This window comes from Streptosporangium sp. NPDC049248 (genome assembly GCF_040678965.1).
GTDB classification, from domain to species: domain Bacteria; phylum Actinomycetota; class Actinomycetes; order Streptosporangiales; family Streptosporangiaceae; genus Streptosporangium; species Streptosporangium fukuiense.
Map to the genome: position 1 here is coordinate 83,650 of NZ_JBFAQY010000022.1, position 15,432 is coordinate 99,081.

Below are 15,432 nucleotides of genomic sequence, written 5' to 3' on the forward strand. Positions count from 1 at the left end.
ACACACCGCAGCACGGAAGGGATGATCATGAACGATATACAGAAGCGGGTCCAGGAGGCGGCCGACAGGCTCGTGGAGTCCGGGACCGAGCGGGGCCTGCAGGTCGCCGTGTACCGGCACGGCGAACCGGTGGTCGACGTCGTCGCGGGTGTCGCCGACCCGGCCACCGGGCGTCCCGTCACGCCGGACACGCCGTTCTACAGCGCCTCGACCGGCAAGGGCGTCACCTCGACCGTGCTGCACGTGCTCGTGGAGCGGGGCGTTCTCGGCTACGACACGCCGATCGTCGAGCTATGGCCTGAGTTCGGCGCCCATGGCAAGGAACGCGCGACGGTGCGGCATGCCCTGACCCACTCGACGGGCGTGCCCGGCGTGCCCGCCGGGACCACGCCCGAGGACCTGTGCGACTGGGACGGGATGTGCGCGGTGATCGCCGATGCCAAGCCCTGGTGGGAGCCGGGTACCAGGACCGGCTACCACCCCCAGTCGTTCGGTTACCTCATCGGGGAGATCGTCCGCCGGAGCACCGGCAGGCCGATCTCGCAGGTCCTGCGGGAGGAGGTCGCCGGACCGCTCGGGGTGGCCGGTGAGCTGTTCTTCGGCGTTCCGGAATCCGAACTGGGCAGGCTGGCCCGGCTGGAGGACGCGCCGAACGACTTCGAGATGTCCGCGGAGATGTTCGCCGACATACCGTTCTTCAGGGTGGTGGACGGCTACACGGCGGCGCCGATGGCGGCGATGCCGGATGCCGGTTTCGGCAACCGTGTCGACGTGCTGACCTCCGACATCCCGGCGGGCGGCACCATGTCCGCCCGTGCCGTGGCCCGCATGTACGCCGCACTGCTGGGCGAGGTGGACGGCGTCAGGCTCGTCTCACCGGAACGGCTGCGAGAGATCACCGAGGTGGCGGTCACCGGCGTGGACGAGGTCACCGGCACTCCGGTCACCAGATCCCTCGGGTACGCCGTCGGTGCCACCGAACTGCTCGACGCCCCTACCCTGTTCGGGATGGCGGGCAGCGGTGGCTCGGCCGCCTACGCCGACACGGCCGGCGGGATCGCGATCGCCATGACCAAGAACCTGGTCTCCGGCGGAGACTTCGGCACCTTCGACGAGATCGGCCGGATCGTCATGAACGCCGGCCGCTAGGCCCGCGCTCCCGGCCGGTCCCGGACGACCGCCCGCGACATCGGATCTCACCTGGCAACCGGCCTGTGACGATCTCCGGCGGGCGGGAAAGGCGGCCGGGACGCCGTCCGTGTCGCATGGCGGGCGGGTGCGCGTCTACCGGACGCAGGTGAAGATCGCGGTGCCGGGCAGGTGGTGGCCGCGCAGCGGGCTCCAGCCGCCCCACTCGCGGTCGTGGCCCGGCGGCCACTCAGGCTCGGTCAGCTGCCGCAGCACCAGTCCGGAGGCGGTGATGAGCCCGATCCAGTCGGCCATCGTGCGGTGGTGCTCGACATAGGACGGACGCCCGTCCTCGCCGATCTCCACGTACGCCGAGCGGTCGAAGTAGGAGCGGTCGGAGGTCAGCCCGGCGGGGCCGGGGTCGTCGGGGAAGGCCCAGCGGATGGGGTGGCTCACCGAGAAGACCAGGCGGCCCCCGGGGCGCAGCACCCGGTGGACCTCGGCGAGGACGGCTCCGGCGTCGGCCACGAACGGCAGCGCGCCGTAGGCCGAGCAGGCCAGGTCGAACGCCCCGTCGGCGAAGGGCAGGACCTCGGCGTCGGCCTGGACCACGGGGAGCGCGGCGCCCGCGTCCAGGTCGATCCGGCGCGAATGCTGAAGCTGGCGGAAGGACAGGTCGAAGGCGGCCACCCTGGCGCCCTGGCCGGCCAGCCAGCGCCCGCACTGCCCGGCACCGCAGCCGATCTCCAGCACGTTCTTGCCCGCGACATCGCCCAGCAGGCGGGCGTCGGCCTCGTCCAACCCCTCGGGACACCAGACGAACCCGGAGTCGCGCAGGAACTCCCCGTGCTCGGCCTGGTAGTCGTCGGCGGCACCGTCCCACCAGCCGCGGTTGGCCCGGGAGGTGGCCGCGGCGTCCACCTGATGGCGGCCCACCCCCGCGGAGCCCATCAGCGCATCTTCGGGCGGGGCATCTTCGCGCCGCGCGGCAGCGGGCCCTTGGGCATCGGCAGCGTCTGCGGCAGGGCCTTCAGCCGGTTGTTGATCTCGTACAGGGCGGGCTTCTTGAGGTTGCGGGGCAGCTTCATCAGGTGCCGCTGCAGCTTGGCCAGCGGGATCTGCCCCTCGCCGTCACCGGACTGGATGTCGTAGACGGGCACGTCCAGCGCGACTCGCTGGACGCGCTTCTTCTCGGCGACCAGTATCCTCTGCACCCGGCTGCCCGGCCCCTCCGAGACCAGGATGATGCCCGGGTAGCCGACCACGCGGTGCACGATGTCCTGGTCGCGGGTGACCGCGACGGCCGGGGTGACCTCCCAGTTGCCGCGCATGCCCTGCAGGATCGCGGCGGCGGCGCCGACCTGCCCGTGCAGCATGGAGTACTGCGCCTTCTGGGCGAGCTGGCCGAACACCACCAGCCCGACGGTCAGGGCCAGCAGGATCCCGATGAAGAGCAGGTACCAGAACCAGCCCGTGACCAGGCCGATCACCACGAACAGCGCGAGCGTGCCCAGCGCCGAGGCGTAGACGATCGGCATCCCCTTGGGGTTGGCCTCCTTGATGATCTTCGCGATCATGCGGAGTTGCTTGATGCGCCCCGGGCGCTCTGAGTCTTCGGGCTTCTTGGCCATGTCTGAAGGATACAAATCCATGGCTCAAGAAGTGAAAACGTGACCTGCCCGGGGCCGGCTCCGGCGCCGGGGCCGAAGGCCGCGGAGCACCGGAAAGGCCGGTGGCGCCAGCAGGAACGCCCCGACCGGCTTTTACCTGGATTATCCGGTCACGGTCCCGCTCAGGCGGCGGTCGGCGACGCTGCGGCCCACCTCGACCGTGTAGTCCCCCGGCACCGTCGACCAGCCCCGATCCGTCCACACCTGGAAGGCGCGTTCGGGCAGGTGGACCGTGGTGACCACCGTCTCACCGGGGGCCGCGTCGACGACGGAGAATCCGGCGAGGGCACGGGCGGGCCGTCCCGGGTCCCGGTCCTGGGGGGCGAGGTAGAACTGGACGATCTCGCGGCCGGGGCGTTCGCCGGTGTTGGTCACCGCGACGGTCACGGTCTTCCCGGTGACGGCGACGGAGTCGTAGGACCATGCGGTGTAGCCCAGGCCGTGGCCGAACCAGAACGCCGGTACACGGCCGGCGCGCTCCCAGGCGCGGTATCCGACGAAGACGCCCTCCTCGTAGGCGAGTTCGCCCCCGGTGGGCGTCACCTGCAGAACCGGCGCGTCGGGCTCGCGGACCGGCCAGGTGGTGGGCAACCGCCCCGAGGGCTCCGCGTCGCCGAACAGCACGTCGGCCAGCGCGTTGCCCGCCTCCTGCCCGGGAAACCAGGTCAGCAGCACCGCGGGGACCCGCTCCAGCCAGGGCATCTCCACCGGAGAACCGGCGTTGACCACGACGATCGTGCGAGGGTTCGCCTCGACGACCCTGGCGATCAGCTCGTCCTGGCGTCCGGGCAGGGCCAGGCCGGTGCGGTCGAAGCCCTCGCTCTCCACCTCGGGGGTGGTCGAGGCGACCACGATCGCCACGTCCGCCCCCGAGGCGGCCCGCACCGCTTCGGCGATCAGCGCGTCGTCGCCGGGGGAGGGGGCGGCGTGGCACAGGGCGAACGCCACGAACGCCATGCCGGTGAACTTCGCCCGGGGATGCCGTACGACCAGCTCGACGGGAACACCGGAGGTGAGCGTGACGGTGAACCGGCGCTCCGGAGGCGCCAGGAACGCGGCGGCCGGGTCACCGCCGGTCAGCGAGATGGTCTCGTCGAGGACCGTCTTCCCGTCGACCTCGACGGTGAACGCGCCGACGCCCACCACGGAGAACTCATGCGGGCCGCTCACGTCGGGCAGGCAGGCGGCGCGGATCTCGACGGCCGCCAGACGGCCGGTGTCGACGTCCGAGGGCAGCCGGCCGATCCAGCGGGCCTCGGCGCCTGCCAGCCGGTGCTCGGCCAGGACCCCGCCCTCCGCGTCCAGGAAGAGGGCCCGACAGGGGACGGCGAGCGGCGCCAGCCGTATCCGGGGGTCGGTGCCGAGCGCGTGGCGCACCTCTACGTCCCCGCGCGCACGGAGCCCCTCCAGCGGTGAGACGATCCGGTCGGGGAACACCTGGGCGCTGCCGCCCCCCATGATCCGGGCCTCCGCGGCCGCCGACCCGATCAGTGCCACGCTCCGCACGCCCGCGAGCGGCAGCAGGCCGCCCTCGTTGCGCAGCAGCGTGAACGACCGCGCGGCCACCTCACGGGCGAGGGCGGTCCCGTCGATCGCGGCACACCCGTCTGCGGTCGCGTCATCGGGGGTGAGCCGCAGGGCGCCGACCCGCAGGGCCAGGCGCAGGACGCGGCGGACCTGGTCGTCGACGACCTCCTCGGCGACGCGGCCCTCGCGGACCGCCGCCTCCAGCTTCGCGCCCCATGGGCCTGACGGGCCCGGCATGGCGACGTCGAGGCCGCCCTCGGCGGTCGCCTCGGTGGACCTGGCGGCCATCCAGTCGGAGACGACGAAGCCGTCGAAGCCCCACTCGCCCTTCAGCAGGTCGCGCTGGAGTGCCCGGTGCTCGGTCATCGTGGTCCCGTCGACCGAGTTGTAGGCGGCCATCACGCCCCAGGCGCCGGCCCGTACGACCCGCTCGAACGGGGCCAGGTAGACCTCCCGCAGAGCCTTCTCACCGACCTTGACGTTCACTGTGAACCGGTCGGTCTCCGAGTCATTGGCCACGAAGTGCTTGGGCGTGGTGGCCACGCCGCAGGATTGGACGCCCTCGACGTAGGCGGCGCCGATCTCGCCGGTCAGGTACGGATCCTCGGAGAAGCACTCGAAGTGCCTGCCCCCGAGCGGGCTGCGGTGCAGGTTGAGCGTCGGGGCGAGCAGCACGTGCACGCCCTTGCGCCGGGCCTCCGCCGCGAGCAGCCGCCCCGCCTCGCGGACCAGCTCCACGTCCCAGGTCGCGGCGAGCGCCGTGGGGCTGGGCAGCGCGATCGACGGATCGTCCGACGACCATTCCTCGCCCCGGACACCGATCGGGCCGTCGCTCATCACCAGCCGGGCGAGCCCGATCTGTGGCAGCGCGGGCAGGGACCACATGTCGGCTCCGGTCAGCAGACGCACCTTGGTGCCCAGGTCAAGCTTTCCGATCAGCTCTTCGATGTCCATGCCGACAGTCTCACCTTGGAACCGACCGCTTGGTAGGTCTGGCGGCAACCTCGTCGCACAACGTGGGAGACCCTGCCCCTGGAGCAGCCGGGCGATCGCCGACACCAGAGAGGGAGACGGACGAAGAACCCCGGGTGCCGACCGGAGCCCGCCCCGAGCCGGTCGCAACCGTTCCCGGGGAGGAACCCGAACGGAAACCGGAAGGGTCCCGCTCCTGGCCAGGAGCGGGACCCTTCCGGTTCGCCAGAGCGCGCGGGCCGGGCTCAGGCGTGCTGGCGGGCCTCGACCGCCTGCTTGTACAGGCGGCCCGCCCGGTAGGAGGAGCGAACCAGCGGCCCGGAAAGGACTCCGGCGAAACCGATGGCCTCCGCCTCCCTGCCCAGCTCCACGAACTCCTCCGGCTTCACCCAGCGGTCGACGGGGTGGTGGCGCGGGGTGGGCCGCAGGTACTGGGTCACGGTGAGCAGGTCGCACCCGGCCTCGTGCAGGTCGCGCATGGCCTGGACGACCTCCTCGCGCTCCTCACCCATGCCGAGGATCAGGTTGGACTTGGTCACCAGGCCGGCCTGGCGGGCCTTGGTGATCACTTCAAGGGAGCGCTCGTAGCGGAAGGCGGGCCGGATGCGCTTGAAGATCCGCGGCACGGTCTCGACGTTGTGCGCGAACACCTCGGGCCTGGCGGAGAAGACCTCCTCCAGCTGGGCCTGGTCACCGTTGAAGTCGGGCACCAGCAGCTCGACGCCGCAGCCGGGCAGCAGCGCGTGGATCTGCCGCGCGGTCTCCGCGTACAGCCACGCGCCGCCGTCGGGCAGGTCGTCGCGGGCGACACCGGTCACGGTCGCGTAGTTGAGGCCCATCTGCCGCACCGAGTCGGCCACGCGGCGCGGCTCGTCGGTGTCGTACGCCTTGGGCTTGCCGGTGTCGATCTGGCAGAAGTCACACCGCCGGGTGCACTGGTCGCCGCCGATGAGGAAGGTGGCCTCGCGGTCCTCCCAGCACTCGGAGATGTTGGGGCATCCGGCCTCCTGGCAGACCGTGTGCAGCCCCTCGCGCTTGACCAGCGCCCGCAGCTCGGTGTGGTTCGGGCCCGTCCTGAACCTGGTCTTGATCCATTCGGGCTTCTTCTCGATGGGGGTCTCGGCGTTGCGGACCTCCAGGCGGAGGAGCTTCCGCCCTTCGGGTGCGACGGTCATGCGAGCTCCTTCGTCGGTCGAGGGACCGAGGTGTTGCACGTCGAGGTGGGGTAAATGTGGTCACGCTCGCTCACCTGTCCAGCTTATGTCCCACCGCGAGCCGCGAGGCTCCGGGGGTCAGCGCCGGAACAGGTCTTCCTCGGGCAGCTCGAAGGCCCGCGCGCCGAGCGCCTCCGCCAGGTGCTTCTCGGCGTACGGCAGGACCTCGTCGACCACGATCCGCCGGCCGGTCTCGGCGGACAGCGAGGAGACCCCGGCGTCGCTGATGCCGCACGGGACGATCCGGTTGTACCAGCTCGGGTCGTTGGAGCAGTTGAGCGCGAACCCGTGCATCGTGACGCCGCCGGAGACCCGGATGCCGATGGCTCCGACCTTCCTGTCCGGCAGGCCGTGCGAGGGGTCTCCGGCCACCCAGACGCCGCCGCGCCCCTGGACTCGGCCCGCCTGCACCCCGAAGTCGGCGCAGACGGCCACCAGGGTCTCCTCCAGGAGTCGCACGTAGGCGTTCACGTCGAGCGGGCCGCCGAGCCTGATGATCGGGTAGCCGACCAGCTGGCCGGGGCCGTGCCAGGTGATCCGGCCGCCCCGGTCGACCTCGACGACGGGAGTGCCGTCGGAGGGCCTCTCGTGCGGCGCGGTTCGTTTTCCCGCCGTGTAGACCGGCGCGTGCTCAAGCATCAGGCAGGTGTCGGGAATCTCCTCGGCCACGCGGCGTGCGTGGATGCGCCGCTGAAGATCCCAGGCCTGCTCGTAGGGGAAGTCAACGCCAAGACGGACGATTGCCAGGTCACTCACGTCTCAAGAGTAGTTGACCCGTTCGTGGTCACGACGTGAGAAGCCGAGGCTCGATGCGGAACTCCTTGGCCCCACCCGCCCCGTCGTGCTCGACCTTGTAGGCGTAGGCGCCCGGGTGCACGCTGACGGCCTGGATGAACTCGGTGCCCACGTAGTGCAGCGCCACCCCCTCGTCCGCCGCGTAGCCCCCGGGCAGTTCGCCCGAGGCCACCGCCTCGTGCAGCAGCGCGCGGCGCTGCGGGTCGGAGTCGTAGTGGACGCCGCACGAGTGGGGCAGCAGACCCAGGCCCTCGGACCACACCCGCAGCGTCGGGCCGAAGGAGTCGGTGTTGCCGCCCACGTGCCAGCAGAGCGCCCCGGCGCTCTGGCCGCTCAGCACCACGCCGGCCCGCCACGCCTCCTCGAAGATCTCGTCCAGGCCGTGCAGCCGCCACAGGGCCGCCAGGTTGGCCACGCTGCCGCCGCTGACGTAGATGACGTCCTGGCCGAGCACCCACTCGCGCGGATCCTCGACGTTGGGCATCGGGAACACCGTCAGGTGGCTGACCTCGACGTCCCACTCGCGGAAGGCGCCGTACATCTTCAGCAGCCAGTCGGCGTCGTCGCCGGTGGCGGTGGCGAGCAGGCCCAGCTTCGGCCGGTCCTGGCCGGTCAGATCGAGGGCGTACCGCAGCAGCGCGCTCGCCTCGATGAACCCGTGGCGCTCGGACGGGCGGAACGAGCCGCCCCCGATGGCGAGGATGTGAGACTGCCCGGAACTGCGCATACGTGACCTCTTCGACGGCTTTGGCGGAAACAGGGACCCTAGAGTACGGCGGCCAGCGCCTCGTTGAGGCGCGTATGCCGGAACGTGTAACCAGACTCCAGGAGGCGCCGGGGCAGCACCCGCTGCCCGGTCAGCACCCCCTCCTCCGCGAACCCCCCGATGGCCGTGCGCAGCGCGAACCCGGGTACGGCGAGCGGCATGGTGGGCCGGTGCAGGGCCGCTCCGAGCGCCTTGGTGAACTCCGCGTTGGTGACCGGCTCGGGCGCCGTCAGATTCACCGGCCCCGAGATTTCAGGATTTTTCAGTATGTGTTGTACGGCGAGAACCCAGTCGTCGATGGAGATCCATGACCAGTACTGCTCTCCCGAGCCCAGAGGCGCTCCCAGCCCGAGTTTGAAGATCGGCAGGATCTTGGCCAGAATGCCGCCCGCGCGGCTCAGCACCAGGCCGGTACGGAGTCGGGCCACCCGGACGCCCGCCTCCTCGGCGGGTGCCGTCTCGGCCTCCCAGGGCGCCACCACCTCCCGGGCGAGGAATCCCTCGCCCGGCGGGGCCGTCTCGTCCACCTCGCGGTCCCCGGTGTCTCCGTAGTAGCCGATCGCGGACGCCGACAGCAGCGTCGGAGGCCTGTCCGGCAGCTCCGTCAGCGCTCTCACCAGCGTCCTGGTTCCCTCGACCCGGCTGCGGACCAGTTCGCGTTTGACGTCGTCGTTCCAGCGGCGGTCGCCGATTCCCGCTCCGGCGAGATGAACCACGGCCCGCGCGCCCTGCAGGGCCGCCGGGTCGATGAGCCCTTTGCCCGGGTTCCAGAACGTCTCGTCGGCGCCCTGCGGCGCCCGCCGTACCAACCTGACCACCCGGGTGTCGTCGGCCCGCAGGGCCTTGACCAGAGCCGATCCCAGCAGGCCCGAGGAGCCGGTCATGATGATCGTCATATCGCCCAATGTAATCGACCTCCTTCGAGGTCTTCGGAAACCGAAGGCCGATCGGATTCGCGCCGTTTCCGAGAGAGCCCCGATCCCGTACCGGCGGCGCCTTTGGCGTACCGAAAAGGCGAGGCGCGACACGCGGGAGAGAACGCACCGGGCCGGCCCGCGAAGTCGCGGGCCGGCCCGGTGCGTCTGGATCCTTCCACTGCGGTCAGGCGGCGCCTCGCCGAGTTCCCGACGCCTGGTGAGGCACCGCCTGACCGATCCTTGGCACGGCGAGATCCGCCTGGCGGAGCCTAGGCGTTGAGGCCCAGCTGGTTCTCGAAGCGGCCCTCCTCCAGGCGACGCTTGATCGTCGTCAGGAAGCGGGCGGCGTCGGCGCCGTCGACCAGGCGGTGGTCGTAGCTGAGCGCGAGGTAGACCATCGAGCGGACGGCGATGACCTCGCCCTCGGCGGTGTCCAGGACGACCGGTCGCTTGACGACCGCGCCGGTGCCCAGCATGCCGACCTGCGGCTGGTTGAGTATCGGCGTGTCGAACAGCGCGCCCCGGCTGCCGGTGTTGGTCAGCGTGAACGTGCCGCCGCCGAGCTCGTCCGGGCTCACCTTGTTGGTGCGGGTGCGCTCGGCCAGATCGGCGATCTTACGGGCCAGCCCGGCGATGTTGAGGTCGCCCGCGTCCTTGATCACCGGGACGATCAGGCCGCGCTCGGTGTCCGTCGCGAAGGCCAGGTGCTCGGCGTCGAAGTAGGTGACCTCGTTGGTCTCGCTGTTGATCGTGGCGTTCAGCTTCGGGTGCTGCTTGAGCGCCTCGATCGTGGCGAGGGCGAAGAACGGCATGAACGAGAGCTTGACGCCCTCACGCCGCTGGAACTCGGCCTTCGCGCGGTCGCGCAGCTGCGCGATCTTGGTGACGTCGACCTCGACCACGGTGGTGAGCTGGGCCGAGACCTGCAGCGACTCGACCATGCGCTTGGCGATGGTCTGGCGCAGCCGCGACATCTTCTCGGTGCGCCCGCGCAGCGTGGTGTCCACCGCGACCGGCTCGGGGGCCTGCGCGGGCGCGGCCGCCGGAGCCTGGGCGGCGGCCTGCGGGGCCTGGGCCGGGGCCTGGGCCGCCGCGGCCCGCTCGCGCTGGTCGCGGGCCGCTTCCAGCACGTCCTGCTTGCGGATGCGACCGCCGACACCGGTACCGCTCAGCGAGTCGAGGTCGACGCCGTGCTCGCCGGCGAGCTTGCGCACCAGCGGGGTGACGTACGGGCTCTCACCGGAGGGCTGAGCGGCGGGCTCGGCGGCCGGTGCCGTCGCGATCGGGGACGGCGGCGCGGCCGGGGAGCTCTGGACGGCCTGGGGGACCGGGGCCTGCACCGGTGCCGGTGCCGGTGCCGGGGCGGGGGCGGGGGCGGGGGCCTGCGGGGCGGGCTGCGGGATCGAGGAGACCGGCTGTGCCTGCTGCTGGGGGGCCGGCTCGGGCTCGGGCTCCGGTTCGGGGGCCGCCTCCTGTGCCGGGGCGGCGCCCTCGGTGCCGTTCTCGTCGATGACGGCGAGCTCGGCGCCGACCTCGACCGTCTCGTCCTCGGCCACCACGATCTTCGTGAGGATGCCCGCGGCCGGAGACGGGATCTCGGTGTCGACCTTGTCGGTGGAGACTTCGAGAAGCGGCTCGTCGGCCTCGACGCGCTCGCCCTCCTTCTTCAGCCAACGGGTGACGGTGCCCTCCGTGACGCTCTCACCGAGCTGGGGCATCTGTACGGACTTCGGCATTGGTGTCTTCTCTCGCGTTCCGAGTGAGGGCTTACGTTAGTTGTGGACGTGGAGCGGCTTGCCGGCCAGCGCCAGCATCGCCTCGCCGACGGCCTCGGACTGGGTCGGGTGGGCGTGGATGAGCTGGGCGACCTCGGAGGGCAGGGCCTCCCAGTTGTAGATCAGCTGCCCCTCGGTCACGAGCTCGCCGATGCGACGGCCGACCATGTGCACGCCGAGCACCGGGCCGTCCTTCGCAGAGATGATCTTGACGGCGCCCTGCGTCTGCAGGATCTGGCTCTTGGGGTTGCCCGCGAGGTCGTAGGTGAACTCGACGACCTCGTGGCCGCGCTCCCTGGCTTGGGCGGAGGTGATGCCCACCGAGGCCACCTCGGGATCGGAGTAGGTGATCCGCGGCACGCCGTCGTAGTCGATCGGCACGGGGTTCAGCCCCGCGATGTGCTCGGCCACCAGGATGCCCTCGGCGAAGCCCGCGTGGGCGAGCTGCAGGGTCGGGATGAGGTCGCCGACCGCGTACACGCCGGGCACGCTGGTCTGGCAGAACTCGTTCACGGCGACGGTGCCGCGCTCGATGGCGATGCCCGCCTCCTCGAAGCCCATGCCCGCGGAGACCGCGCCGCGGCCGACCGCGACGAGCAGCAGCTCGGCGTCCAGGGTCTTGCCGTTGGCCAGGCTGACGACCACGCCGGTGTCGGTGGTCTTGACGCCCTCGAAGAAGACGCCCAGCTCCTGCTTGATGCCGCGGCGGCGGAAGGAGCGCTCGAGCAGCTTGGAGCTCGACTCCTCCTCCAGCGGCAGCAGGTGCGGCAGGCCCTCGACGATCGTCACCTCGGCGCCGAAGGAGCGCCAGACGCTGGCGAACTCCACGCCGATGACGCCGCCGCCCAGGACGACCACGGAAGTGGGCACCCGGTCGAGCTTGAGCGCGTGCTCGCTGGTGATGACACGCTCGCCGTCGATCTCCAGGCCGGGAAGGGACCTGGGCGCGGAGCCGGTCGCCAGCACGATGTTGCGGCCCTCGTAGATCTCGGAGCCCACCGCCACCCGGTTCGGGCCCGCGAGACGGCCCTCACCCTCGATGATCGTGATGCCCTTGCTCTTGAGAAGGCCCTGCACGCCCTTCCAGGCGCGATTGACGATCTTGTCCTTGAACGCGTGGACCGCGGGCACGTCGATGCCCTCGAAACGGGCCTTGACGCCGTAGGTCGCGCTTTCCCGCGTCTCGTCGGCGACCTCCGCGGAATGCAGAAGCGCCTTGGTGGGAATGCACCCCCGGTGCAGACAGGTGCCGCCGATCTTGTCTCTCTCGATCAGCGCGACCGTCTTGCCCAGCTCGGCCGCCCGCAGAGCGCAGGCATACCCGCCGCTACCGCCACCCAGGACGACGATGTCGTAGGGGCCGCTGCCATCAGCCACAGGAAAGCTCCTTGTCGGATTGGAATACCGTGTTCACGGTCGCGCCCCTTCCGTGCCCTGGCCGGCCGCGCGGATCCTCGATCGCATCCACGTCGCCGCCTGACTCGGCTCGGCGCCCAGTCGGTGCCCGCCCTTGGCCCGGCACCGACAACCGCATCTTTTCATCTGTCTGTGTTGCTTGTGACCCGCACGCGCGGCTACGCCGACGCCTGGGCGGACCCGGTCGCGTAGCGCTCGGCCAGGCCGACGAGCGTCCGGGTGACCGCCCCGGTACCGCCCTTCGGCGTGTAGCCGTGCGGCTCCCCCTTGTTGAAGGCGGGACCGGCCATGTCAATGTGTGCCCAACGGACACCGTCCGGCACGAATTCCCGCAGGAAGATCGCCGCGGTGAGCATCCCGCCGAAACGCTCGGGGTGCAGGTTGGCGATGTCGGCCACGGGCGAGTCGAGCCCCTTGCGAAGCTCGTCGGGCAGGGGCATGGGCCACGCGGCCTCGCCCTGCGCGCCCGCCGTCGCGACGATCTCGGCCCGGAGGTCGTCGTCGTTGGCCATGACGCCCGCCGTCCGCCAGCCCAGCGCGACGATCTGCGCGCCGGTGAGCGTGGCGACGTCGACGATCACGTCGGGCTCGTCCTGACCGGCGCGGGCGATGCCGTCGATCAGGACCAGGCGGCCCTCGGCGTCGGTGTCGAGCACCTCGACCGTCTTGCCCGCGAAGCTGGTGAACACGTCGGAGGGACGCTGCGCGGTGCCGCTCGGCATGTTCTCGGCCAGGCAGAGGTAGCCGACCGCGTTGACCTTCAGGCCCAGCCTCGCGATCGCGAGCATCGCGCCGAGGACGGCGCCCGCGCCGCCCATGTCCGACTTCATCCAGTCCATCGCGGCCGACGGCTTGAGCGACAGGCCGCCCGAGTCGAAGGTGATGCCCTTGCCGACGTAGGCGAGCTTCTTCTCGGCCTCGGGGTGGCTGTAGGCGAGGCGTACCAGGCGGGGCGGGTTCGCCGATCCCTGGCCGACGGCGACGATGCCGCCGTAGCCGCCCTCCTTGAGCGCCTTCTCGTCCAGGACCTCGACCGACAGGCCGGCCTCGCCGCCCACCTGGTCGGCGATCTCGGCGAAGCGCGCGGGCCACAGGTCCGAAGGCGGGGTGTTGACCAGGTCACGGACGAACGAGACCGACTCGGCCAGCGTGCCGGCGCGCCCGATCGCGGCCTCGGCGCCCTCGGCGTCGGTCAGCACGGCCAGCTCGGCCACCGGGGCGCTCGGCTCGTCGGCGGTCCGGTACCTGGTGAAGGAGTACGCGCCGAGCAGGCCGCCCAGGGCGACGGCGCCGGCGTGCTCGGCGCTCGCGGTGGGCAGGGCCAGCGCCACCCGGCCGGTGCCGGCCAGGGCGCGGACCGCGGTGCCCGCGGCACGGCGCAGGGCCTCGGCGTCGTAGCCGTTCTCGGGGGCGTCGCCCAGGCCGACGACGACCAGCAGGGGCGCGGTCAGCGCGCCGAAAGTGGGGATCTTGGAGATCTCGCCCGGCTTCCCCTTGGCGCCCACACTACCGAGCGCGGCGGCGAGCCTGCCGCCGAGAGCCTGATCGAGGCCGTCAGCCCCGGGAGCGGGGCGCAGGCCGTCCGGTCCGGTATGGACGCCGACGACCAGTGCGTCGGTATCGAACGAGACAGCGTTGTCAGTTGGGGTCAGCCGCACAGTGGTCACACAAGCCGATGCTAGTAGGGCTTGCGCAGTACTCATAAACGAGGGTTCGTCCTACGAATCGCACCGTCCGATGGTGCTACCGGGAGTGGCATCATCGAGAGGGATGGTGCTAATGTCACTAGCACTATGTTGCTCACCTTGGATATGGGCGATCCCCGGCCACTGCACGAGCAGGTCGCCGAGGCGATCAGACGTGCCGTCGCCGAGGGGTCCTACGCCCAGGGAGACCGGCTCCCACCGGCGCGCGACCTGGCCGCCGCGCTGGGCATCAACGCCAACACGGTGTTGCGTGCCCTGCGGGACCTGCGTGACGAGGGGGTGCTGGAGTTCCGTCGCGGCCGCGGCGTGAGCGTGCTCAGCCGCCCCAACCCGCGCAGCGTCATCGAGGAGAAGCTGCGCTCCCTGCTCGCCGAGGCGGTCCAGTACGGCTACCGCCATGACGACGTCATCGAACTCATCAGAGAACTGTCTTGATTTCCTCCCCAGGGCTGAAGCCCGGGGTCCCCACGCTGAAAAAGTCAGATGATCGGGTCGGAGACCCGGTCCTTCGAAGGGAAGACCGAGATGGGCCAGCGAGCCCGATTCCTGTCCGTGGCGGCCGGCTGGTCCGTGCTGGTGGCCGCCGTCCTGGTCGCCGCGCCGCTGACGCTGCGAGACCGGCTGCCCGATCCGATCGCCACGCACTGGGGCGGCTCGTCCGGCGCTCCCGACGGCTCGATGCCGTTCACCGCCTCGGTGCTGTTCCAGGTCGGCCTGTGGGTGCTGATCTCGGGCGTCCTCTGTGCGATCGTGCTCGTCAACGCCGGGAAGCTCAGGAACAGGGCGAACCGCATGGCGCTCGGTGCCGTGCTGGGCGGTGGCGGCCCGTTCTTCCTGGGGTTGCAGGCGACCACGTTGTCGGCCAACCTCGACGTCCCCGACTGGAGGCAGGCAGATCACCTGGGGTGGAGCGCGCTGCTCGTGGTCGCGGCGCTGCTGCTGGGCGGCTGGCTCGGCGCCCTGATGGCCCGTCCGGGTCCCAACGATTCCCCGGAGCCGAAAGCGACTTCTCCACGCCGGGTCCCGCTCGGTCCCGGCCAGCGCGCGGTATGGGTTTCCTGTTTGCGCAACGGCCTGCTCGTCGCGCTCGGCTGCTCCTTCCTGGCCGCGGGGATGGGGCTCGCGGTGCTCGCCCTGCTCGGTGGCGACGGCATGCTCTGGATCCCCGCGACGATCATGGGTCTGGTGGGTCTGGTAGGCGTGATCTTCAGTTCGGTACGGGTGCAGGTCACCGAGGAGGGCGTCGTCCTCTTCTATGGACCGCTCCACCTGCCCCGCAAGCGCATCCCGATCACCAGAGTGGAGCGGGCCTGGTCGGAGGAGCTGTTCCCGTCCAATGTCGGAGGCTGGGGTGTCCGCGGCCTGCCGGGTGGCACGACGGTCATGCTCCGCGGCGGGGAGTGCCTTGTGATCGGCTACGTCTCCGGTGGTCGCTTCGCCGTCTCGATCGACGACGCCGAGAACGGCGCCGCCTTGCTGAACACCCTCGTGGCCAGGACGTCCACCGCTTCCGGCGTCCGCTGACCTCCACCTTCGCGGACCTTCC

Annotated in this window: 13 protein-coding genes; 3 read left to right on the plus strand and 10 right to left on the minus strand. The window is 71.1% G+C overall.

Annotated elements, in window-relative coordinates; all coding sequences use genetic code 11:
- Positions 1-27 precede the first annotated feature (27 nt).
- The gene (locus AB0K21_RS31545; RefSeq protein ID WP_343963882.1) at positions 28-1,149 is read left to right on the plus strand and encodes a serine hydrolase domain-containing protein; all 1,122 of its coding nucleotides are present in this window, start codon (positions 28-30) and stop codon (positions 1,147-1,149) included.
- A gap of 135 nt (positions 1,150-1,284) precedes the next feature.
- Here the strand turns inward: AB0K21_RS31545 and AB0K21_RS31550 are convergent, their stop codons facing one another.
- From AB0K21_RS31550 to AB0K21_RS31595, 10 genes are all read right to left on the minus strand, one after another.
- On the minus strand, positions 1,285-2,079 hold the full coding sequence (locus AB0K21_RS31550; RefSeq protein ID WP_343963880.1) for a class I SAM-dependent methyltransferase: 795 nt from the start codon (positions 2,077-2,079) through the stop codon (positions 1,285-1,287).
- A complete protein-coding gene (locus tag AB0K21_RS31555; RefSeq protein ID WP_343963878.1) occupies positions 2,079-2,759 on the minus strand; it encodes a DUF4191 domain-containing protein in 681 nt (226 codons plus the stop codon). Before AB0K21_RS31555 ends, AB0K21_RS31550 begins: the two co-directional genes overlap by 1 nt.
- Positions 2,760-2,900: 141 nt before the next feature.
- Positions 2,901-5,279, minus strand: a complete 2,379-nt coding sequence (locus AB0K21_RS31560) for a glycoside hydrolase family 3 C-terminal domain-containing protein (protein ID WP_343963876.1) — start codon at positions 5,277-5,279, stop codon at positions 2,901-2,903.
- Between the two features lie 263 nt (positions 5,280-5,542).
- Entirely contained in the window at positions 5,543-6,472 is a 930-nt protein-coding gene (gene lipA, locus AB0K21_RS31565; protein WP_343963874.1) for a lipoyl synthase, read from the minus strand.
- Positions 6,473-6,589: 117 nt separating this feature from the next.
- Positions 6,590-7,267 (minus strand): lipoyl(octanoyl) transferase LipB, encoded by a 678-nt coding sequence (gene lipB, locus AB0K21_RS31570; protein WP_343963872.1) that lies wholly within the window; start codon positions 7,265-7,267, stop codon positions 6,590-6,592.
- A gap of 28 nt (positions 7,268-7,295) precedes the next feature.
- Entirely contained in the window at positions 7,296-8,033 is a 738-nt protein-coding gene (locus AB0K21_RS31575) for a peptidase E (RefSeq protein ID WP_343963870.1), read from the minus strand.
- Positions 8,034-8,071: 38 nt separating this feature from the next.
- A complete protein-coding gene (locus AB0K21_RS31580) occupies positions 8,072-8,968 on the minus strand; it encodes a TIGR01777 family oxidoreductase (RefSeq protein WP_343963868.1) in 897 nt (298 codons plus the stop codon).
- Positions 8,969-9,258: 290 nt separating this feature from the next.
- Positions 9,259-10,725: a 2-oxoglutarate dehydrogenase, E2 component, dihydrolipoamide succinyltransferase gene (gene sucB, locus AB0K21_RS31585; RefSeq protein WP_364155349.1), complete on the minus strand. Its 1,467-nt coding sequence runs from the start codon at positions 10,723-10,725 to the stop codon at positions 9,259-9,261.
- A gap of 36 nt (positions 10,726-10,761) precedes the next feature.
- Positions 10,762-12,141, minus strand: a complete 1,380-nt coding sequence (gene lpdA / locus AB0K21_RS31590; RefSeq protein ID WP_364155351.1) for a dihydrolipoyl dehydrogenase — start codon at positions 12,139-12,141, stop codon at positions 10,762-10,764.
- A 197-nt stretch (positions 12,142-12,338) separates the two neighbouring features.
- The gene (locus tag AB0K21_RS31595; protein ID WP_364155353.1) at positions 12,339-13,883 is read right to left on the minus strand and encodes a leucyl aminopeptidase; all 1,545 of its coding nucleotides are present in this window, start codon (positions 13,881-13,883) and stop codon (positions 12,339-12,341) included.
- A 90-nt stretch (positions 13,884-13,973) separates the two neighbouring features.
- On the opposite strand from AB0K21_RS31595, the gene AB0K21_RS31600 reads away from it, so the two are divergent.
- Both AB0K21_RS31600 and AB0K21_RS31605 read left to right on the plus strand, forming a co-directional pair.
- The gene (locus AB0K21_RS31600; protein ID WP_343982896.1) at positions 13,974-14,321 is read left to right on the plus strand and encodes a GntR family transcriptional regulator; all 348 of its coding nucleotides are present in this window, start codon (positions 13,974-13,976) and stop codon (positions 14,319-14,321) included.
- Positions 14,322-14,411: 90 nt separating this feature from the next.
- Complete coding sequence (locus AB0K21_RS31605) at positions 14,412-15,410, plus strand: DUF1648 domain-containing protein (RefSeq protein ID WP_364155356.1); 999 nt, start codon at positions 14,412-14,414, stop codon at positions 15,408-15,410.
- Positions 15,411-15,432 lie beyond the last annotated feature (22 nt).